An 18,802-nucleotide genomic window follows, 5' to 3' on the forward strand; every position below is an offset into this window, starting at 1 on the left:
CCCTGGTTCCAGTTATCTGGACCACTTGGAATGGAAGCCCGTGCTTCCGTTTTGGCCGGGCCAGGGACGATTCTTGTTGTTTTTCGTCCATTCCCAGCCGGTTCCCCATCGGTGCGGAAAACGCACCTCCGGAATTCTCAATCCTTGGCGTATTTGTCCGTCTGGCCGGTCTTCAACCGCCAACTGAAGGGACTCGTCTTTTCGTAAAGCCAGACATACTGCGTCGTCATCTGGTTGGTGCGTGTATACCGCCATCCCGCCAGGCCGATTGCAAGCAGAATGAGATAGTCTACAACCAGATAGTGCACCGACAGTAGCGTTCCGTCGAACAGGGCGAAGGTCAGGAACCTGATCGCCAGGCTCAACAGGAACACGAACCAGAACAGCACATAAAGCGGCCGCCAGGTGTTGGCACAGGCACGTCCCGTCATCCAGGCCGCGCCGCCGCCAAGGCAGCACAGCAGGACGAGAAACACGCCGAAACTGGTCTGATAAAGAATACCCATAGCGCGCTCCTAGTGTCTTCCGCCTTCGAGGTAGGCTGCCTGCACGTCCTCGCGGGCGAGCAGTTCCTTGCCGGAACCCGACATGGTGATCTTGCCGTTCACCATCACGTAGGCCCGGTGTGCCAGTTTCAGCGCATGATAGGCGTTCTGTTCCACCAGGAAGACGGTGAGACCGTCGCTCTGGTTGAGATCCCGGATAGCATCGAAGATCTGTTTCACGATCAGCGGCGCAAGGCCGAGGGACGGTTCGTCCAGAAGCAGAAGACGCGGGTTGGACATCAGGGCCCGGGCGATCGCCAGCATCTGCTGCTCACCGCCCGAAAGCGTACCGCCGCGCTGGTTCCGGCGCTCCTTGAGGCGCGGAAACAGGTCGAAGGCGCGCTGAAGTCCGGCTTCCAGATCGTGGTTGCCGGCCATTTCCGCACCCATGATCAGATTTTCCATCACACTCATGCGCGGGAAGATCCGCCGCCCTTCCGGAGACTGCGCAATCGACTTGCGCATGATCTGGTGGGTGGGCATGCGGGTGATGTCTTCGCCGTCGTAGATAACCTGGCCGGAGCTGGCCTGCGGCGTACCGCAGATGGTCATCATCAGCGTCGACTTGCCGGCGCCGTTGGCCCCGATCAGGGAGACGATCTCGCCCCGGTCGACGGTCAGATCGACACCGCGCAGCGCGATGATCTTGCCATAGTGGGTCTCGACGTTCCTGACTTCCAGGAGGTGGTTGGAGGTTGTCATATGCCAACCTCCTCTTCCACGGCGTCGACTTCCTCGTCCGGTACGCCCAGATAGGCGGCGATCACCTTCGGATCGTCCTTCACTGCGGCCGCCGTGCCGTCGGAGATCTTCTCGCCATAGTCCAGAACCACGACGTGATCCGAAATTTCCATCACAACGCTCATGTCGTGTTCAATCAGAAGGATAGAGGTGCCGTGCTCCTTGCGGATGTACTGCAGGAGCGCGTTCAGCTCGCCACTTTCCTTGGGGTTCAGACCTGCAGCCGGTTCGTCCAGACACAGCAGCTCCGGACCGGAGCACATGGCCCGGGCAATTTCCAGACGGCGCTGGTCGCCGTAAGGCAAGTCAGCGGCCGGGGCGTCCGCCCGGTCGATGAGCGCTGTCTTTTCCAGCCAGTAACGCGCCTTTTCGACTGCCTGACGCTCTGCCTTGCGGAAGGTTGCCAGACCGAAGATACCCGCAAGCGAATAGCCCGAAGCCAGCATCAGCGGATTGTGCTGCGCGACCATCAGGTTCTCCAGAAGGGTCATGCCTCCGAACAGGCGGATGTTCTGGAAGGTGCGGGCCACCTTGGCTTTCGCAGAGATCTGGAAATCCGCCATGCGCTCGAGCAGGTAATGCTCGCCGTTGGTGCGGTTCATCACGACCCGCCCTTCGGTCGGCTTGTAGAAGCCGGTAACGCAGTTGAAGACGGTGGTCTTGCCGGCGCCGTTCGGGCCGATCAGGGCGGTAATGTCGCCGCGCCCGACATTGAACGACAGATCGTCGATGGCGACCAGGCCGCCAAAGCGCATGGTCAGATGCTCGATCGTCAGGACGGGGTTTGTATCCCAGGAGCTCATCCGTGGCCCTCCTGAACAAGGTCGGCACTGATGCCCTTGGCCTTCTTGCCGCTGAGGGTTATCGACGGCATGCGGGTGGAGATGAGGCCGCGCGGTTTCCAGACCATGATGACGACCATCAGAAGCCCGAACACCAGCATGCGGTATTCTTCCAGTCCGCGGAAGAACTCGAAACCACCGATCATCACGACTGCGGCGATGACGACACCGATCTGGCTGCCGAGACCGCCGAGAACGACGATCGCCAGGATGACCGCGGATTCGATGAAGGTGAAGCTTTCCGGCGAGATGAAACCTTGCCGGGTGGCGAAGAACGAGCCCGCGAAACCACCGAACATCGCACCGAGCGCAAAAGCGGTCAGCTTGGTGTTGGTGGTGTTGATGCCGAGCGAGCGGCAGGCGATTTCATCCTCGCGCAGGGCTTCCCAAGCCCGCCCGACCGGCAGCTTGCGCAGACGCATGGTCACGAAGTTGGTGACCAGAGCCATGATCAGGATCAGGTAGTAGAGGAAGATGATGCGGTGAATGGAATTGTATTCCAGACCGAAGGTGTCGGCGAAGCCGCCAGGGCCGCGCTCGAATTCGATACCGAAGAAGCTCGGCCGCGGAATGCCGGAGATACCGTCCGGGCCACCGGTGAAGTCATACCAGTTGAGCAGGACCACCCGGATGATTTCCCCGAAGGCCAGCGTCACGATGGCAAGATAGTCCCCCCTGAGACGCAGCACCGGGAAGCCCAGGATGATACCCCAGAAAGCGGCCAGGATGCCGGCGAGCGGCAGACAGATCCAGAAGGAGAAGCCGAAATACTGGGCCAGCAGCGCGTAGGAATAGGCACCGACCGCGTAGAAGGCGACGTATCCCAGATCAAGCAGGCCGGCGAGACCGACCACGATGTTCAGGCCCCAGCCGAGCATCACGTAGGTGGTCACCAGAATGGCAAGGTCGAGATACTGGCGCGACCCGCGCGATCCATAGGCCGACATCAGCAGGAACGGCAGGACCACAGCCAGGATCAGAAACACCGGCATCGCGAACTTGCCCAGTTTGGCCAGGGGCTTGGCGCTCGGCAGGAAACCTTTCGCCGTTTCGGTGACAGGCTTGTCGGCCTTCCAGACGAACAGGTTGAGGAGCAGCCGCCCGCCGAAGACGATGGCGACTGCAATGGCAACGGCTGCCCAGCGGTATTCAATGCCGAGCTGACCGCCAAGGCCGCTTGCGACCTCGGCTTTCATGCCGATCAGGACACCGAACAGGGCAAGCGCGATCGCACCCCCGGCCGCCGCATCCTTGAGCGACACCATGAAGAGGTTCTCAGATTTTGCTGACATGGATCAGACCTTCTCCACTTCCGGCTTGCCGAGCAGGCCTTCGGGCATGAAGATCAGCACGATCGCCAGGATCGAGAAGGCGGCAACGTCCTTGTACTCGACCGAGAAATAGCCGGACCAGAAGGTCTCGATGAGGCCGATCAACAACCCGCCGAGCATGGCACCCGGCAGCGAGCCGATACCGCCAAGAACCGCAGCGGTAAAGGCTTTCACACCGGCCAGGAAGCCGATGTAGAAGTCGATCACGCCGTAGTAGAGCAGGAACATCAGACCTGCGACGGACGCAAGGCCTGCACCCATGACGAAGGTCAGCGAAATCGTCCGATCGACGTTGACACCGACGAGCGACGCCATCTTGCGATCCTGCTCGCAGGCGCGCTGCGCACGGCCCAGAGAGGTCTTGTTGATCAGGAAGGTGAAGCCGACCATCAGAACGACAGTCACCACGATGATCAGGATCTGCGTGTAGGACAGCTGCACGATGAAGCCGGTTCCGTCCGGTCCGCCGTCGCTCAGCGTGAAGCCGCCGGAGATCAGGGGCTGCAGAGGCTTGTTGCGCGCGCCCTGCGAGATCTGAACGAAGTTCTGAAGCGTGATGGAAGCGCCGATCGCCGTGATCAGCGGTGCCAGGCGGAAGGAGCCGCGCAGAGGGCGGTAGGCGATCCGCTCGACCGTCCATCCCCAGGCCGCCGTCAGGGCCATCGAAATGACCAGGACACCGATCAGCGCCAGAATGAGGAGCGCCACTGGCAGGCCTGCCGTGATGCCGAAAGCGACGATGAAGATCAGCGCGATGAAGGCGCCGACCATGAAGATGTCACCATGGGCGAAGTTGATCATCCCGATGATGCCGTACACCATCGTGTAGCCAATGGCGATCAGGCCGTAGATCGACCCTAGCGTCACGCCGTTGATCAGCTGCTGTAGAAAGTAATCCATATTCTTTTTGTTACCCCCGGAAGCCATTGCTGCTTCTTTGAACGAGGCATTTTTGCCTTCATTAAAGCTTCATTAGCAAGTCACGCGAGGTGAGACAATTCCTCTCGTATCCGGCAAAAGATAAAAATAAAAGATTTCCTCTTTTCGAACTTTGAGGAAATTTATTCCACTTTTTAAAAAATCAGGTCAGAAAAATCCGGCCCGGGCGGTACGGTTTCCTTTATCCGTCAAACCGACCAGGCGAAGTCTTTCCGGACAGTCTTGTCTCTCCGGAAGTTCCTCCGATAATGTCCCTTGAATCAATCATGGGCAACACCTTGCACGACACCGGCACACAGCAGCTTCAGTTCCTGACCACGAAGGAAGTGGCCGACCTTTTGCGGGTCAAGGAACGCAAGGTTTACGACCTTGCCGCCGCCAACGAGATCCCGCATCGGCGAATCACGGGCAAACTCCTGTTTCCCGCAGCCGAACTGCGGTCCTGGATCGAAGGTCCGACTGCCGCCGCGACACCGGAACGCCCGGGCGTTCTGGCCGGATCACACGACCCCCTGCTGGACTGGGCGGTTCATGCTTCCGGTTGCGGACTGGCCATGCTGTGCAACGGCAGCGCGGACGGTCTGAACCGCTTTGCCGCCGGAGACGCCGCCCTTGCCGGCCTGCATCTGCCGGAAGAAAACGGCTGGAATGTCGCGTCAATCAGCGAACTGGGCCTGAAGGATGCGGTCTTGATCAGCTGGGCATCCCGTAAACGCGGCCTTCTGGTTTCCCGGGAGGCTGCACCGACTGTTCGATCCGTTGCCGATCTGAAAGGCAGGCGCGTTGCCATGCGCCAGCCGGGCACCGGCACTGCCCTCCTGTTTTCCAGATTGCTTGCCGATGCCGGCCTGAGCGAAGCAGATCTGACCACCGGCCCTGCCACCGCCCACACGGAAAACGATGCGGCGTCGGCCGTTGCCGCCGGTGAAGCCGATGCCGCGCTCGGCATCGAAACCGCGGCAAGACCTTTCAAGCTGGCCTTCGTGCCGCTGGCCGAGGAATGCTTCGACCTGCTTATCGACCGGCGCTCCTTTTTCACCCCGCCTGTTCAGATGCTGTTCGAATTTGCACGAACGTCAGAGTTCCGGGACAAGGCCGCGGCGCTCGGCGGTTATGACCTGGCCGGCCACGGCTCCGTCCGCTGGTTGTCCGCTTGACCCGCGCCGCCTTCAGTGTTCCGGCATACATTCAGGAAAGACAACGATGAGCGATATCCGCCCGCATGAAATTTCGGTTCCGATCCAGGAGCCGGACGATGCAAGGCTCTTCTTCATCGGCAGGATCCACACCCCTTGGAAGGACCGCAAGGATTGCCCGCGCCAGGGCAAGGTGGACGGACCAGAGTGCCGGATCGAGATTTTCGAGCCCTGGGTCCCGGCACTGAAGGGCATCGAAGAATACGACAAGATTGAACTGCTTTACTGGCTCGACAAGGCCCGGCGGGATCTCATCGTCCAGAACCCGGCACATAGCGACAACATTTTCGGTACCTTTGCCCTGCGTTCGCCCGTCCGGCCGAACCCGATCGGCACCGTTCTGGCAAAACTCGTTTCCGTCGATGGTCCGAACCTGATCGTGCGCGGGCTTGACTGCCTCGACGGCACCCCGCTTATCGACCTGAAACCTGACCGCTGTGCTTTCACACCGAAAGCACCGCCGAAGGACTGAACACTTCACTTGCTCTCTTCGGTCACCTTGACAAGCTCTGCCCGGACCTGACAATCCGGCCCAAAATTCGCGCCCCGACTGGCGCCCTGGGAGGAATTCATGCCTACGGAAACCCCTGCCGGCGAAACCGGTATCAACGACGTCGTCTCGATCGAGATCAACGGCTCTGTCGGCCTGATCGCTCTCGACAATCCGCCGGTGAATGCTGCCTCCCACGCGATCCGCTCCGGCTTGTGGCAGGCAGTGGAAACCCTGCAGCAGACCGATGGCGTTGAGGTGATCGCGCTTTATGCGAAGGGACGGACCTTCATTGCCGGTGCCGACATTCGCGAATTCGGCAAACCGCCGCTCGACCCGTGGCTGCCCGAACTGTGCAACTTCATCGAAAGCACCTCCAGGCCGATCGTATGCGTCCTGCACGGCACCACGCTTGGCGGCGGCCTGGAAGTTGCCATGTCGTGCCACGCGCGCGTCGCCTTGACGGGATCCAAGGTGGGCTTGCCGGAAGTGACGCTCGGCATTCTGCCGGGCGCCGGCGGCACCCAGCGCGCGCCCCGGCTTGCCGGTATCGCGACGGCTCTCGACATGATTACCAGCGGCAAGCCTATGGGTGCCGACGAGGCCCTGGCCAACGGCCTGATCGACCGGATCGTTGAAGGCGATCCGCGTGACGTTGCCCTCTCCTCCGCCAAGGATCTTCTGGCCGGTGATCTGCCGAACCGCAAGACGGGCGATCTGACCGCCGAACCGGACCCCGCCGCCATCGAGGCGATGCGTACCAAGCTTGCCAAAAGCCAGCCGCTGCTGTTCTCGCCGCACAAATGCGTCGATGCCGTCGAAGCCTGCCACCTGCCGATCCGCGACGGCATGAAGGAAGAGCGCCGGCTCTACGAGGAATGCATGGCAAGCCCGCAGCGGGCCGGCCTGATCCACGCCTTCTTTTCCGAACGCGCCGTCACCAAGATCCCCGAAGCCACCGCGACCGCGCGCGAGATCAACTCTGTTGGCGTCATCGGCGGCGGCACCATGGGCTCGGGCATCGCAACTGCCATCCTGCTGGCCGGCCTGCCCGTAACCTTGACCGAGCGCGACCAGGACGGACTTGACCGCGGTGTTGCGACGATCACCAGGAACCTTGACGGTGCGGTCAAACGCGGCAAGCTTTCGGAAGCTGGCCGCGACGACATTCTGGCCGCAAAACTCGGCACCTCGACGGATCTTGGCGCGTTATCAGATGCAGATCTCGTCATCGAGGCCGTTTTTGAGGACATGGGCGTCAAGCGCGACATCTTCCAGACGCTGGACAAGGTCTGCAAGGCGGGCACCGTGCTTGCCTCGAACACGTCCTATCTCGACATCAACGAGATCGCCGCGACGACCTCCCGTCCGCAGGATGTCATCGGCCTGCATTTCTTCTCGCCCGCCCATGTGATGCGGCTTCTGGAAGTGGTGGTTGCCGACAAGACCGGCGCCGATGTGGTTGCGACCGGCTTCGCACTGGCCAGGAAACTGAAGAAGATCGCCGTGCGCTCGGGCGTCTGCGACGGCTTCATCGGCAACCGCATCATGACCTTCTACAAGAAGGCAGCCGATTACATGATGATGGATGGCGCCTCGCCGGAACAGATCGACACGGCCATGCGCGGCTTCGGCTTTGCCATGGGGCCTTACCAGGTGGCCGACCTTGCCGGGCTCGACATCAGCTGGGCAGCCAACAAGCGCCGCGCCGCCACCAGACCCGCCGAGGAACGCTACATTCCGATAGCCGACCGTCTTTGCGAAAACGGCTGGTTCGGACGCAAGACCGGTCAGGGTTTCTACATCTACGATGATCAGGGTTCCCGGCCGAACCCGGAAGCGCTCGCGATCATCGACGCGGAACGGGAGAAGGCCGGTGTGACACCGCGCAGCTTCACGGAAGATGAAATCGTCAGCCGCTTCATGACCGCGATGATTTCCGAAGCCGTGCGCGTTCTGGAGGAAGGCATCGCGCTTCGCCCCATCGACATCGACGCCGTCTTCCTCAACGGCTACGGCTTCCCGCGTTTCCGCGGCGGCCCGCTGCACACGGCAGATGTCATCGGCGCGGGTGAACTGGTTCGCCGGATCGAAGAGTATGCCAGGGAAGACGCCTACTACTGGAAAGTCCCGGCTCTCCTGCGGCAGATCGCCGAAACCGGTGGAACCTTTGCGGAGATGAACGCGAAGGGGTGACCAAGGGCGGCAAGCCGCGCCGCTGCGCGCGGTGTTGATGGGGAAAAGCATACGCCACCACACAAGATGTCACCCCGGACGAGCCTCTTGCGGCTTTCTGGAGGGAGTCTAGCCTTGTCGGGCCGCCTTCAAGCCGCCAGCGGCGTAGTGCGGAACGCTCTCGCCCAGCTTCAGACCGAGCTCCGGGTTGGAGGCATTTCCGTCGAGGGCGCGTTTCTTGACGCCCTGCAGGATCGCCCCCATTCGGAAGAAGGCGAAGGCCAGGTAGAAACCGAAACCCGGAATGCCGGTGAGCCCCATGCGGGCGCAGTAAGCGTCGATGAAGTCCTGGTCTTCCGGAATGCCCAGCGACTTCCGGTCAACGCCGGCCAGCCCCCGGCCTTCGGTGCCGGGTGGGTGCTGCCACTGCATGATCAAGGCTGCCAGATCGGCAAACGGATGGCCGATGGTCGACAGTTCCCAATCGAGCACGGCAACGCAGGCTGGCCCATCTACCGCGAACAAGAGGTTGTCGATGCGATAGTCGCCATGCACAAGCGTGCGCCGTCCGTCGTCTTCGGGCACATTGGCGTCTAGCCAGGCAATGAGTTCGTCCATCGCGGGAATAGGGCCGGTTTCACTTGCCCGGTATTGCTTGGTCCAGCGGTCGATCTGGCGGCGGTAGTAATTCCCGCCGGGGCCGTAGTCGGCAAGCTCGCACGCTTCCAGATCAATGCCATGGATGGCCGCCAGGACGCGGTTCAGCTCGTCATAGATGCCGCGTCGTGTTTGCGGATCCAGATCCGGCAATCGCGGCTCATCGAAATTGCGGCCCCGGACGAGATCCATGACGTAGAACGCAGACCCGATCACGCTGTCGTCCTCGCACAGGACATGCATGCGTGCGACCGGCACATCCGACCCGGCCAGCGCCTTTTGCACACGGAACTCACGCTCGACCGCGTGCGCTGATTTCAGCAGCACGCCGGGTGGTTTGCGGCGAAGGACATAGTCACCAGACGCTGCGCTGAGCCGGAACGTGGGGTTGGACTGCCCCCGGTTGAACTTCTCGGCCTTGAGCGGGCCCTTGAAGCCGGGAAGGGCCCCTTCCAGCCAGCTACTGAGGGCCGTGAGGGCGAGGTCCGTGCCCGGGGTCATGAGCGGGACGCCCATGTGGTGAAACCCATTCCTTGAACCAGTCCATCGGCCGCTTTCTTCCCCACCTCCTCATCCTGAGGAAGCGCGCAGCGCTGTCTCGAAGGATGGGCGGCAAACTCTGGAGCAAGGGGCCCATCCTTCGAGATGCCGCAAGGGCGGCTCCTCAGGATGAGGAGGTGGGGAGGTAAGGCGTCGTGGCGGTCGCTCCTGATTGAAAGCTGGAGAAAGTCCATCGTCACAGCTTCCCGTTGGAATATTTCCGCAGCTCCGTGCGCGCTACCTGGCGACGGTGGACGGCGTCGGGACCGTCGGCAAAGCGAAGAGTGCGCAGGTGTGTCCACATGGCCGCCAACGGAAAGTCCTGGCTGATGCCGGCGGCGCCATGAACCTGCATGGCCTCGTCGACCACCTTCAGGGCGGTGAGGGGCGCCACCACCTTGATCTGGCTGATCCACGGCTGCGCGGCACGGGTGCCCTGTGTGTCCATCACCCAGGCTGCCTTGAGGCAGAGCAGACGGGCCATTTCAATTTCCATCCGCGCATTGGCGATGATGTCGTAATTGGCGCCAAGATCCATCAGCCTCTTGCCAAAGGCCTCCCGGCCCATGGCTCGCTTGCACAGAAGTTCCAGCGCCTTTTCCGCCTGGCCGATGGCCCGCATGCAGTGGTGAATGCGGCCCGGACCGAGGCGTCCTTGTGCAACCTCGAAACCCCGACCTTCACCCAGCACGAGGTCTTCCTGCGGCACCCGCACATTGGTGAAGCGGATATGCATGTGGCCGTGCGGCGCATCGTCGGCGCCGAAGACATGCATCGGCCGCAGCACTTCGATGCCCTCGGCATCCGCCGGGATCAGGAACATGGAATGGCGGCTGTGCTTGTGGGCATCCGGATCGGTTGCGGCCATGACTATGTAGAGCGCGCAGCGCGGATCGCCCGCACCCGTTGCCCACCACTTGTCGCCATTCAGCACCCAGGCATCGCCATCGCGCACAGCCGTCAGCGCGATGTTGGTGGCATCCGAGGAGGCAACATCGGGCTCCGTCATCAGATAGGCCGAGCGGATATCGCCCCGAAGCAGAGGCTTCAGCCACTTTTCCTTGTGAGCCTCGGTGCCGTAGCGCTCCAGCACTTCCATATTGCCCGTGTCGGGGGCATTGCAGTTGAAGACTTCCGCGGCAATGCCAACCTTGCCCATTTCCTCGGCCAGATAGGCATATTCCACGGTCGTCAGGCCGAAGCCCTTTTCGCTGTCCGTCAGCCAGAAATTCCAGAGCCCGCGTTCCTTGGCCGTGGCCTTGAGGCTGTTCAGAATTTCAAGCTGGCGCTCCGTCATCCGGAACCGATCACCGGACGGGTGACGGCCGACTTCCTCGTGATATTCCCGGTCGAGAGGGGCGATTTCGGTTTCCACCATCTGGCGCACCTGCTCGATCAGCGGCCGCACCCGTTCGGTCATTCCAAGATCCATCACTTCCCCCTAACAGATATCGGCGCGCAGCCGCTCAATGGCGGCGCGGTATTCGGTTTCCAGGCGCTCGACCACGGCGGCTGCCGGCCCGACGGACTTGATCGCGCCGATGCCCTGGCCAGCGCCCCAGATTTCCCGCCAGGCCTTCGGCTTGGGACTGTCGTCCGGCATGACGCTGACATCCCACTCGTCCGGCAGATGATCGGGATCAAGACCGACCTTGCGAATGGAGCCTTTCAGGTAGTTGGCCGGATGCCCGGTAAAGAGCGAGGACGTCAGCACGTCCTCGGCCCCGCCTGCAACCATCATGTCCTTGTAGGTCCGGTCCGCGTTGGCTTCCTCCGTCGCAACGAAAGGCGAGCCGACATAGCCAAAATCGGCACCCAGAACGCGGGCCGCCAGCAGCGCTTCGCCGGTGGAGATGGCCCCGCCCAGAAGCAGCGGACCGTCGAACCATTCCCGGATCTCGCGCACCAGCGCGAAAGGTGACTGCGGGCCACCGTGACCACCTGCCCCTGCCGCCACCGCAATCAGCCCGTCGGCGCCTTTTTCGACGGCCTTTTTTGCGTAGGTGTTGTTGATGACATCATGCAGGGCGATACCGCCGCAGGAATGGGCCGCCTCGTTCACCTCGACCCGCGCGCCCATGGACGTGATCCAGACGGGCACCTTCCACCGCGTGCAGATCTCGACATCCCGCTCCAGTCGCTCATTGGACCGGTGGACGATCTGGTTGACCGCGAAAGGCGCGGCAGGCCGATCCGGATTTTCCTGGTTGTGCCTGTCCAGCGCTTCGGTGATCTCCTTCAGCCAGGCTTCCAGAACAACCGGACCGCTAGGCTCGTCCCTTGCGTTGAGGGCCGGAAAACTGCCGACAATCCCGGCCTTGCACTGGGCGATCACCAGCTTCGGACAGGAGACGATAAAGAGTGGTGCCGCGACAGCCGGAAGCCTCAAACCCTGCAAAGCCTTGGGAAGGGATCTTGCCTTCAACATGATTTGTCCGCCTCTTCTTCCAGGTAGAACCTGTTCAGCCATTCGGCGACCAGCGCAGGCCGCTTGCCGTTCTCGATCTCCACCGTCGACTGCCAGACGATATCAACCTCTTGCGGTTTCGGCCTTGAAAGACGGGCGAGGACAAACCGCCCGCGGACCCGGCTGCCCACCTTTACGGGTGCAAGAAAACGCACCTTGTCGAAACCGTAATTGATGCCCATTGTTGCGCCCTTGATCTTCGGCTGGGCTTCAACACCCATCGCGGAGAGGAGCGACAGCGTCAGAAACCCGTGCGCGATCGTACCTTCGAAAGGTGTTTCCGCCGCCCTTTCAGGATCAACATGGATGAACTGGTGGTCCTGCGTCACCTCGGCAAAAGCGTCTATCCTGGCCTGGTCGATCAGGTACCAGGAGGACACGCCGACCTCCGTTCCGACAAGCGTTTCCAGCTCGCTTGCGGCAAGGGTGCGTGACAGCGTATCAGTGCTCACTCAATAGGCCTCCTGGAAGAGGTCTGGCCCGGTTTCCACATTGATACCGCCGCTGATGGGCAGAATGGCGCCGGTGATATAGGCCCCACCTCGCCCGCACAGATATTGCATGGCAGCTGCGATATCCTCCGGCCGGCCGACACGGCCGAGTGGCACCTGGGCTCCCACACGCGAGCGGACATCCTCGTCCGCCGTTGCAAAGGCCGTCATGTTGCTGACGAAAGGTCCCGGGGCCAGCGCATTGACTGTGATGCGCCGTTCCGCCAGCTCCTTGGCAAGGATCCGCGTCAGATGATGAACAGCAGCCTTGGAGGCCGCATAGCTGTAGGCCCTGTCGCCATGGGCCGTTTCCCCCATGACCGAGCCGACGTTGACGACCCGTGCAGGATTGTCGTCGCTCGCGCCAGCTTCCAGAAGCGGCAAAAGGCCTTGCGTCAGCTGGAACAACCCGGTGACATTCACCCGCATCACCCGTTCCCAGGCGTGATAGGGAAAGTCGCCAAGCGGCTGGCCCCAGCTTGTGCCGGCATTGTTCATCAGAATTTCCAGGCTGCCGGTGCGCTTGCCGATTTCGCCCACCAGCGCCGCAACACCTTCTTCCGTTGCAACGTCCCCGGCAAAGCCTTCGGCCTTTCCCGAATAGCCGAGCGCGTTCAGCTCTTCGGCAGCCCCCTGGCAGGCTTCCAACTTGCGGCTGGCGATCATCACCCGCGCACCCGCGGCCATCAGCCCCTCGGCGGCCATGCGGCCGACCCCGGTCGCGCCACCCGTGACCAGTGCCGTTTTGCCGCCAAGGCCGAACAAGTGATCAGGCGTCATGCGGTGCCTCCGGGAACTGTTTTCTTAACGTGAGTTTCGACACCTTGCCCGTTGCCGTCATCGGCAATGCATCGACGAAGACGACGTCATCCGGCACCTGCCACTTGGCGACCCGTTCCGCCAGATGGCAGAGGATCTCCTCCTTCTGCGGCTGCGCTTCCTCCGACGGCTGAACGATGAGCAGCGGACGCTCGTCCCACTTGGCGTCGGGTACCGCGATCACCGCGCAATTCGCCACGCCCGGATGAGACATGACGATGTTTTCCAGATCGAGCGAGCTGATCCATTCGCCGCCCGACTTGATGAGGTCCTTGGAACGGTCCGTAATCGTCAGGAAGCCTTCAGGACTGATGGCGGCGATATCGCCGGTGCAGAACCAGCCTTCCTTGTCGAACACGGGTTTCGAGGCTTCCGGATCCTCGTAATAGCCGGAAGTGATCGTGTTGCCGCGCACATAGAGATGGCCCGGGGTCGTTCCGTCATGCGGCAGGCGATTGCCGGCATCATCGACGATCTTCATGTCGACACCGAAGATCCGCCGCCCCTGGCTCTGCTTCCTGTCGATACGCTGGTCGAACGGCAGATCCGCCATCTCCGGCGGCAGGTTGCACTGGGTGCCGAGCGGGCTCATCTCCGTCATGCCCCAGGCATGGCAGACATTGACGCCCTGTTTTTCGAAAGCCTCGATCAGATAGCGCGAGGCAGCCGATCCGCCAACGACGATATCGCCGAAGCCTTCGGGAATGCGGCCGCGCTGGCGGATCTCGTTCATGAGACCTATCCAGACAGTCGGCACACCCCAGGCGGAGAAGACCTTTTCGCGGTCCATCAGGTCGAACAGGCTTTTGCCGTCCAGTGCGCCGCCCGGAAAAATCAGGCTGGAGCCGGAAAGCGGCGCGCCATAAGGCAGGCCCCAGGCATTGACGTGAAACAGCGGCACCACCGGCAGGATGCGTGAGCCCTCGTTGAGGACCCGGGGAATGGTGACACACATGTCGTAAGCATGCAGCACCGTGGAGCGATGCGAATAGAGCGTGCCCTTCGGATTGCCTGTCGTGCCGGAAGTGTAACAAAGCCCGGCGGCCTGGTCCTCGTCGAAATCCGGCCAGTCGATTTCACCCGGCTGTCCGTCAAGGATTTCCTCGTAACAGAGCACACCTTCCAGTGTCGTTTCGGGCATATGCGCACGATCCGTCATGATGACGATCCGCAGATCTGCCGGAAAATGCGGCCGCAGCTTTTCAACGATCGGCACGAAGGTGAGATCTACGAACAGCACCCGGTCCTGGGCGTGATTGACGATATAGATCATCTGTTCCGCTGAAAGCCGCGGATTGATGGTGTGGCAGATGGCGCCGATGCCGGAAATTGCATAATAGAGCTCGAAATGGCGGTAGCCATTCCAGGCAAGTGTCGCCACCCGGTCGCTTTCAGCGATGCCGAGTGCCTTCAGGCCATGAGCCAGCCGGGCGATCCGGCCGGCGGTTTCCTTGTAGGTGGTGCGATGAATGTCGCCTTCCGTTCTCACGGACACGATCTCACCGGCCGGATAGGTATCCGCTGCAAAGGTGATGAGGTCCGCGATTTTCAGCGGACGGTGCATCATCATTCCCTTCATGTGTTTCCTCCCAGAACACGGCCGCTTCATACGGTCCCTCAAAGGGTTGAAGGGGAAGCCTAGCGCGCGGCTGACGCGCTGGAAAGGTCAATTTCCTCGGATGGCTTTTCCCGAAACCCTTTGACAGCGGCAGGCACATGCGCCAAACCCTGCCCAACCCAAGAGGAATGGTTGAGACCCCTTCATGACCCAGAAACTGGTCATTGCCGTTTGCACCGCGCAGCGGCCGAAAATGCTGCAGGCGTGCCTGGATAGCCTCGACAATCTGATCGCCCCCGCGAACACGGAGATGGCGATCGTCGTTGTGGAAAACGATCCCGTGCCGCATTTCACAGGTGCTGCAGCAGAAGATGTGAAGAAGAGGCTGTCTCTGCCGGTTTTCTTCCATCATGAAAAACGCAAGGGCATCCCCTTTGCCCGCAACACGGCCTTGGAAGCGGCGCTGGAACACAATCCGGACTGGGTGGCGCTGATCGATGACGACGAACGCGCAGAACCGGACTGGATCGAGAAACTTCTGGCCGCCTGCCTGGAACACGAGGCCGAAGTCGCCAACGGCCCCGTGCGCCGGATTTATGAAAAGCCGGCCCCGCACTGGTGGAAATCGCAGCTCCTGAAGCCGCGGCCGACCGGCTCGATCATCACCGAAGCGCCGACCAACAACGTGTTGCTGAGCGGCCGTATCATCGCGCGGAACGGTCTTGGTCTGCGGTTCGACGAACGCCTGACCTTCGGCAGCGAGGATATCGACTTCTTCCGCCGCACCCATGCGGCCGGCGCAAAGATGATCTGGGTGGATGATGCCTTTGTCGAGGAGGACATTCCCGCTTCGCGCGTCACCACCGGCCGCCTGCTGAGCCGCATGCACATGGCGGCAACCTCCGGCGCGTTCAACATCGTGCTGCGCGAAGGCCGGCTGAAAGCTGCCCTGCATTTCATTCCCAAAAGCCTGCGGCGCATGTTCTTCGGCCTCTTGGCGACAATCGTCGGTTTCGTGCTGAAACCCTTCGCCAGAAAGCGCGGCGAGAAACTCTTCTACTATGGTCTGATCCGTCTCATGAAAGGCTCCGGCAACCTGCGCGGACTTCTGGGCCGGGCGCATAACTACTACGATGTGATCGATGGTCACTGACACGCAGATGCAGCCGAAAAAACTCGCCCACATTCATCTTGGCGTTGATGGCGGGGCAGAACGGTTCTTCGTGCGCCTGACAGGCGCCCTTGCCCGGCGGGGCGTGGAGCAGATCGCTTTCATCCGAAAGGACCGGCCCTGGCGCGATGACCTTGCCAGACACTGCGATGTGCGCGAGATGACCTTCAGCCGCTCGCACCTGAAACGCCATGTCATCCGCTGGGACATTGCCCGCCAGATCAAGGCATTCGGCGCGCGTTCCACCATGGGCTGGATGAGCCCGGCCAGCAAATGGATGCCGAAACCCGGCCCGAACATGCGCACCTTCCTGCGCCTTGGCGACTGGCCGGACGGCTTTCACACCTATGGCAATGTCGAGGACCTGATCGGCAACACGCCGGAGATCATCCGCCAGGCCATCGAAATGGGCTGGCCTGCGGAACGTGCCCATGTGATCAGCAACTTTGTCGATCCGTTGCCCACGGATCTGAAGCCGGTCGACCGGGCAGACTTCAACACCCCCGAAGACGCCACGGTGCTGATCCACCTCGGTCGTTTCGTCGAACGTAAGCGCTTCGACCTTGCCATTCAAACGGTCGCCGGCCTGCCAGAGACCGTTCATGCCTGGCTGATCGGCGACGGCGAGCTGATGTCCGACATGAAGGCACTGGCATCAAACCTCGGCGTTCAGGACCGTGTCCACTTTCTCGGCTGGCAACGCGACCCCTCGCCTTTCCTGAAGGCTGCCGATATCCTGCTGTGCCCGACCGACGAAGAACCGCTCGGCAACGTTGTCCTGGAAGGCTGGACCGCCGGGCTGCCCGTTGTCGCAACCGCCTCACCCGGCCCAAGCTGGCTGATCGACCACGGCAAGACCGGGCTGCTGTCCCCCTGCGGGGATGTCGACGGGCTGGTGGGGTCGGTCAAACAGCTGCTCGGCAAGCCGGATCAGGAAAATGCATTGGTTGAAGGTGGCAAACGCCGCCTTGAAGGCCAGTTTTCCGAAGACGTCATTTGCAAGACCTATTCCACGCTGCTTTTCGAGAGCTGATACCGATTACCGCAAGGCAACCCACGCAGGCGCGAACATGAAAAAGAAAAAAAGATTATACAATTTCATCGTCCGTCACCCGAACCGGCACACCTTCGCAAAGCTTTTCAATTGGTATGTCATGTTCTCGAATGCGCTGCGGAGCAAGAAGCGCTGGAACATCAAGGTTGTTTCAAATGAGCCGGTCTTCGGCGTTCGGGACGATAAGGGCCAGGAGATCTCCTTTCTTCACAGCGAGCGCGTCGGCTTCTACCGTTACGGCGTTCAGCCGAGAACCAAGGGCCTTCTGGACGACTATTTCATCGACCCGGCAACGATTTCGGACGGCGACGTGGTCATCGATTGCGGTGCGAACATAGGCGAGATCGGCCTCGGATTGCGCCTTGAAGGCAAATCCGTCCGCTACATCGCCTTCGAACCCGGCCGGGACGAGGCGGCCTGCTGCCATCTCAACAACCCGGATGGTGTTGTCGAACAACGGGCCCTTTGGCACGAAAAGACGACGCTCAAATTCTACGAAAAGTCGGACACGGCCGATTCCTCTCTGATCGAGTTTTCAGGCTACGGCTCTGTTGTCGAGGTCGAGACGACCACACTCGACGACTACTGCGAAGAAAATGACATCCGTTCAATCAAACTGCTGAAGATCGAAGGCGAAGGGGCAGAACCCGAAATCCTCAAAGGCGCTGAAAAGATCCTGGACCGCGTCCAATACATCTGCGTCGACTGCGGCCCCGAACGCGGCCTCACCAAAGAACCCACACTGCCAGCCGTGTGCCATTTTCTGGTTGAGCAGGGGTTCAGATTTGAAAAGATTTCAACGAAGAGACTGACAGCGCTGTTTGTGAGACATTAGCAATAAGATAAACAGATATTGAAGTTTACAGTAGTGATGACATCTGATCTAAAGGCGTTCCCAGCCAGCTGGGATCAAGTCTATGGTTTTCATCGATTGGGAATTAAACCATTTTTGAGGCACAATTACGCGCTTATCCTTATTAGGGTTTAGCCACGCGCCCCACCAGCTGAATGTACTATTTGCAGTAATGTGGTTTTGGCAGACTGACATTAGGTACATGTCCTCGAAGTCATGACCGTCTTCATCGGGCTCAACCCAAATGACATTGCAATCTAATTCAATATTTTCCTTAACCCAATCAATGTCATCGGAAAAAACAACTGGTGTAATCTCCACTGAATTTTTTCTAATTTCTTGTATTGCCTTTGCGTACCATTCAGGTTCGCACGTTCCATGAAATGCGTTTGCCTTCGCGTTGCTAACGTAATCACCCCGTCTAACGTGAATAGAGACAGGTTCTCTGGAGGCCAGTATTTCTTTAAAAATTTTCTCTCGGCTTTGAGCAAGTTCTTTTTTAAGCACAAACTCTTTTCGGATATGGGTTTCGATATTTTTAAAATATTTCTCACTTTGCCAATATCCAGAAAAATAAGTCGATGTTTTCAATTTAAACACTTCAGGATTGAATGTGAACCCCTCTTCTTTCACATAATTTATAGATCTTCGATTTATAAATGGAAACTTAAATTCTCTCTTTTTCTTTTTTACTTGATGAATTTCTTCTCTGGAAGCAATCTCAGCTTTTATGCTTAACCTATCAAGTAAAAATGAATGAGGTTCATAATTCTCGTAACTTGAAATATCCAATTTCAATGGCATGCTAGACTGCTCAGACAGCGATCGTCCCATAGCATACTGAAACATCTGATTGCCAAGGCCACCAGTTATTTGAACAATAATCAACTGACTTATACTTTCCCTGATACGTCTCTTTCCAGATATTTCGAA

General features: G+C 60.1%; 18 protein-coding genes. 6 read left to right on the forward strand and 12 right to left on the reverse strand.

Features of this window, described 5'->3' with window-relative positions; all coding sequences use genetic code 11:
* Window positions 1–137: 137 nt before the first annotated feature.
* Genes ACYQ6M_RS16475 through ACYQ6M_RS16495 form a run of 5 tightly spaced genes read right to left on the reverse strand, consistent with a single transcriptional unit; the run spans window position 138 to window position 4,359 of the window.
* Entirely contained in the window at window positions 138–506 is a 369-nt protein-coding gene (locus ACYQ6M_RS16475) for a DUF6867 family protein (RefSeq protein ID WP_022999205.1), read from the reverse strand.
* A gap of 9 nt (window positions 507–515) precedes the next feature.
* Window positions 516–1,247 (reverse strand): ABC transporter ATP-binding protein, encoded by a 732-nt coding sequence (locus ACYQ6M_RS16480; RefSeq protein WP_022999206.1) that lies wholly within the window; start codon window positions 1,245–1,247, stop codon window positions 516–518.
* Window positions 1,244–2,089: an ABC transporter ATP-binding protein gene (locus ACYQ6M_RS16485; protein ID WP_022999207.1), complete on the reverse strand. Its 846-nt coding sequence runs from the start codon at window positions 2,087–2,089 to the stop codon at window positions 1,244–1,246. The genes ACYQ6M_RS16480 and ACYQ6M_RS16485 overlap by 4 nt, the downstream gene beginning before the upstream one ends.
* On the reverse strand, window positions 2,086–3,420 hold the full coding sequence (livM, locus tag ACYQ6M_RS16490; protein WP_031268733.1) for a high-affinity branched-chain amino acid ABC transporter permease LivM: 1,335 nt from the start codon (window positions 3,418–3,420) through the stop codon (window positions 2,086–2,088). Before livM ends, ACYQ6M_RS16485 begins: the two co-directional genes overlap by 4 nt.
* Before the next feature lie 3 nt (window positions 3,421–3,423).
* Complete coding sequence (locus tag ACYQ6M_RS16495) at window positions 3,424–4,359, reverse strand: ABC transporter permease subunit (RefSeq protein ID WP_022999209.1); 936 nt, start codon at window positions 4,357–4,359, stop codon at window positions 3,424–3,426.
* 287 nt (window positions 4,360–4,646) lie between these two features.
* Between ACYQ6M_RS16495 and ACYQ6M_RS16500 the strand changes: the two genes are divergently transcribed.
* The 3 genes from ACYQ6M_RS16500 to ACYQ6M_RS16510 all read left to right on the forward strand — a co-directional run bounded on the left by ACYQ6M_RS16500 (window position 4,647) and on the right by ACYQ6M_RS16510 (window position 8,280).
* Window positions 4,647–5,555: a helix-turn-helix transcriptional regulator gene (locus ACYQ6M_RS16500; RefSeq protein ID WP_209009459.1), complete on the forward strand. Its 909-nt coding sequence runs from the start codon at window positions 4,647–4,649 to the stop codon at window positions 5,553–5,555.
* A gap of 46 nt (window positions 5,556–5,601) precedes the next feature.
* Window positions 5,602–6,066 carry a tRNA (N6-threonylcarbamoyladenosine(37)-N6)-methyltransferase TrmO gene (gene tsaA, locus ACYQ6M_RS16505; RefSeq protein WP_152504921.1) on the forward strand — a complete coding sequence of 155 codons (465 nt, stop codon included), beginning with the start codon at window positions 5,602–5,604 and terminating at the stop codon, window positions 6,064–6,066.
* A gap of 99 nt (window positions 6,067–6,165) precedes the next feature.
* On the forward strand, window positions 6,166–8,280 hold the full coding sequence (locus ACYQ6M_RS16510; RefSeq protein WP_460074671.1) for a 3-hydroxyacyl-CoA dehydrogenase NAD-binding domain-containing protein: 2,115 nt from the start codon (window positions 6,166–6,168) through the stop codon (window positions 8,278–8,280).
* A 108-nt stretch (window positions 8,281–8,388) separates the two neighbouring features.
* Here the strand turns inward: ACYQ6M_RS16510 and ACYQ6M_RS16515 are convergent, their stop codons facing one another.
* From ACYQ6M_RS16515 to ACYQ6M_RS16540, 6 genes are all read right to left on the reverse strand, one after another.
* Window positions 8,389–9,432 carry a phosphotransferase family protein gene (locus tag ACYQ6M_RS16515; RefSeq protein WP_460074672.1) on the reverse strand — a complete coding sequence of 348 codons (1,044 nt, stop codon included), beginning with the start codon at window positions 9,430–9,432 and terminating at the stop codon, window positions 8,389–8,391.
* A gap of 220 nt (window positions 9,433–9,652) precedes the next feature.
* On the reverse strand, window positions 9,653–10,888 hold the full coding sequence (locus ACYQ6M_RS16520; protein ID WP_460074673.1) for an acyl-CoA dehydrogenase family protein: 1,236 nt from the start codon (window positions 10,886–10,888) through the stop codon (window positions 9,653–9,655).
* Window positions 10,889–10,897: 9 nt separating this feature from the next.
* The gene (locus ACYQ6M_RS16525) at window positions 10,898–11,884 is read right to left on the reverse strand and encodes an NAD(P)H-dependent flavin oxidoreductase (RefSeq protein WP_460074674.1); all 987 of its coding nucleotides are present in this window, start codon (window positions 11,882–11,884) and stop codon (window positions 10,898–10,900) included.
* The gene (locus ACYQ6M_RS16530; RefSeq protein ID WP_353621819.1) at window positions 11,878–12,375 is read right to left on the reverse strand and encodes a MaoC family dehydratase; all 498 of its coding nucleotides are present in this window, start codon (window positions 12,373–12,375) and stop codon (window positions 11,878–11,880) included. Before ACYQ6M_RS16530 ends, ACYQ6M_RS16525 begins: the two co-directional genes overlap by 7 nt.
* Entirely contained in the window at window positions 12,376–13,194 is an 819-nt protein-coding gene (locus tag ACYQ6M_RS16535) for an SDR family NAD(P)-dependent oxidoreductase (RefSeq protein ID WP_077291215.1), read from the reverse strand.
* Window positions 13,184–14,812, reverse strand: a complete 1,629-nt coding sequence (locus ACYQ6M_RS16540) for a long-chain fatty acid--CoA ligase (protein WP_460074675.1) — start codon at window positions 14,810–14,812, stop codon at window positions 13,184–13,186. Before ACYQ6M_RS16540 ends, ACYQ6M_RS16535 begins: the two co-directional genes overlap by 11 nt.
* 184 nt (window positions 14,813–14,996) lie before the next feature.
* Here ACYQ6M_RS16540 and ACYQ6M_RS16545 point away from each other — a divergent pair, with 184 nt between their 5' ends.
* From ACYQ6M_RS16545 to ACYQ6M_RS16555, 3 genes are read left to right on the forward strand one after another with little or no spacing between them, the layout of a single operon-like run.
* On the forward strand, window positions 14,997–15,944 hold the full coding sequence (locus ACYQ6M_RS16545; RefSeq protein ID WP_460074676.1) for a glycosyltransferase family 2 protein: 948 nt from the start codon (window positions 14,997–14,999) through the stop codon (window positions 15,942–15,944).
* Window positions 15,934–16,995: a glycosyltransferase gene (locus ACYQ6M_RS16550; RefSeq protein ID WP_460074677.1), complete on the forward strand. Its 1,062-nt coding sequence runs from the start codon at window positions 15,934–15,936 to the stop codon at window positions 16,993–16,995. The genes ACYQ6M_RS16545 and ACYQ6M_RS16550 overlap by 11 nt, the downstream gene beginning before the upstream one ends.
* Before the next feature lie 37 nt (window positions 16,996–17,032).
* Window positions 17,033–17,851, forward strand: a complete 819-nt coding sequence (locus ACYQ6M_RS16555) for an FkbM family methyltransferase (RefSeq protein ID WP_460074678.1) — start codon at window positions 17,033–17,035, stop codon at window positions 17,849–17,851.
* Between the two features lie 48 nt (window positions 17,852–17,899).
* On the opposite strand, the gene ACYQ6M_RS16560 is transcribed toward ACYQ6M_RS16555, so the two are convergent.
* On the reverse strand, window positions 17,900–18,796 hold the full coding sequence (locus ACYQ6M_RS16560; protein ID WP_460075694.1) for an alpha-1,2-fucosyltransferase: 897 nt from the start codon (window positions 18,794–18,796) through the stop codon (window positions 17,900–17,902).
* Between the last annotated feature and the right edge of the window lie 6 nt (window positions 18,797–18,802).

Source organism: Roseibium sp. ROS1, assembly GCF_054658215.1.

Excerpts from the sequence above, each read along its gene's own strand:
- ACYQ6M_RS16475 (WP_022999205.1), bottom strand. The coding sequence starts at position 506 with ATGGGTATTCTTTATCAGACCAGTTTCGGCGTGTTTCTCGTCCTGCTG.
- ACYQ6M_RS16480 (WP_022999206.1), bottom strand. The coding sequence starts at position 1,247 with ATGACAACCTCCAACCACCTCCTGGAAGTCAGGAACGTCGAGACCCAC.
- ACYQ6M_RS16485 (WP_022999207.1), bottom strand. The coding sequence starts at position 2,089 with ATGAGCTCCTGGGATACAAACCCCGTCCTGACGATCGAGCATCTGACC.
- livM (WP_031268733.1), bottom strand. The coding sequence starts at position 3,420 with ATGTCAGCAAAATCTGAGAACCTCTTCATGGTGTCGCTCAAGGATGCG.
- ACYQ6M_RS16495 (WP_022999209.1), bottom strand. The coding sequence starts at position 4,359 with ATGGATTACTTTCTACAGCAGCTGATCAACGGCGTGACGCTAGGGTCG.
- ACYQ6M_RS16500 (WP_209009459.1), top strand. The coding sequence starts at position 4,647 with ATGTCCCTTGAATCAATCATGGGCAACACCTTGCACGACACCGGCACA.
- tsaA (WP_152504921.1), top strand. The coding sequence starts at position 5,602 with ATGAGCGATATCCGCCCGCATGAAATTTCGGTTCCGATCCAGGAGCCG.
- ACYQ6M_RS16510 (WP_460074671.1), top strand. The coding sequence starts at position 6,166 with ATGCCTACGGAAACCCCTGCCGGCGAAACCGGTATCAACGACGTCGTC.
- ACYQ6M_RS16515 (WP_460074672.1), bottom strand. The coding sequence starts at position 9,432 with ATGGGCGTCCCGCTCATGACCCCGGGCACGGACCTCGCCCTCACGGCC.
- ACYQ6M_RS16520 (WP_460074673.1), bottom strand. The coding sequence starts at position 10,888 with ATGGATCTTGGAATGACCGAACGGGTGCGGCCGCTGATCGAGCAGGTG.
- ACYQ6M_RS16525 (WP_460074674.1), bottom strand. The coding sequence starts at position 11,884 with ATGTTGAAGGCAAGATCCCTTCCCAAGGCTTTGCAGGGTTTGAGGCTT.
- ACYQ6M_RS16535 (WP_077291215.1), bottom strand. The coding sequence starts at position 13,194 with ATGACGCCTGATCACTTGTTCGGCCTTGGCGGCAAAACGGCACTGGTC.
- ACYQ6M_RS16540 (WP_460074675.1), bottom strand. The coding sequence starts at position 14,812 with ATGAAGGGAATGATGATGCACCGTCCGCTGAAAATCGCGGACCTCATC.
- ACYQ6M_RS16545 (WP_460074676.1), top strand. The coding sequence starts at position 14,997 with ATGACCCAGAAACTGGTCATTGCCGTTTGCACCGCGCAGCGGCCGAAA.
- ACYQ6M_RS16550 (WP_460074677.1), top strand. The coding sequence starts at position 15,934 with ATGGTCACTGACACGCAGATGCAGCCGAAAAAACTCGCCCACATTCAT.
- ACYQ6M_RS16555 (WP_460074678.1), top strand. The coding sequence starts at position 17,033 with ATGAAAAAGAAAAAAAGATTATACAATTTCATCGTCCGTCACCCGAAC.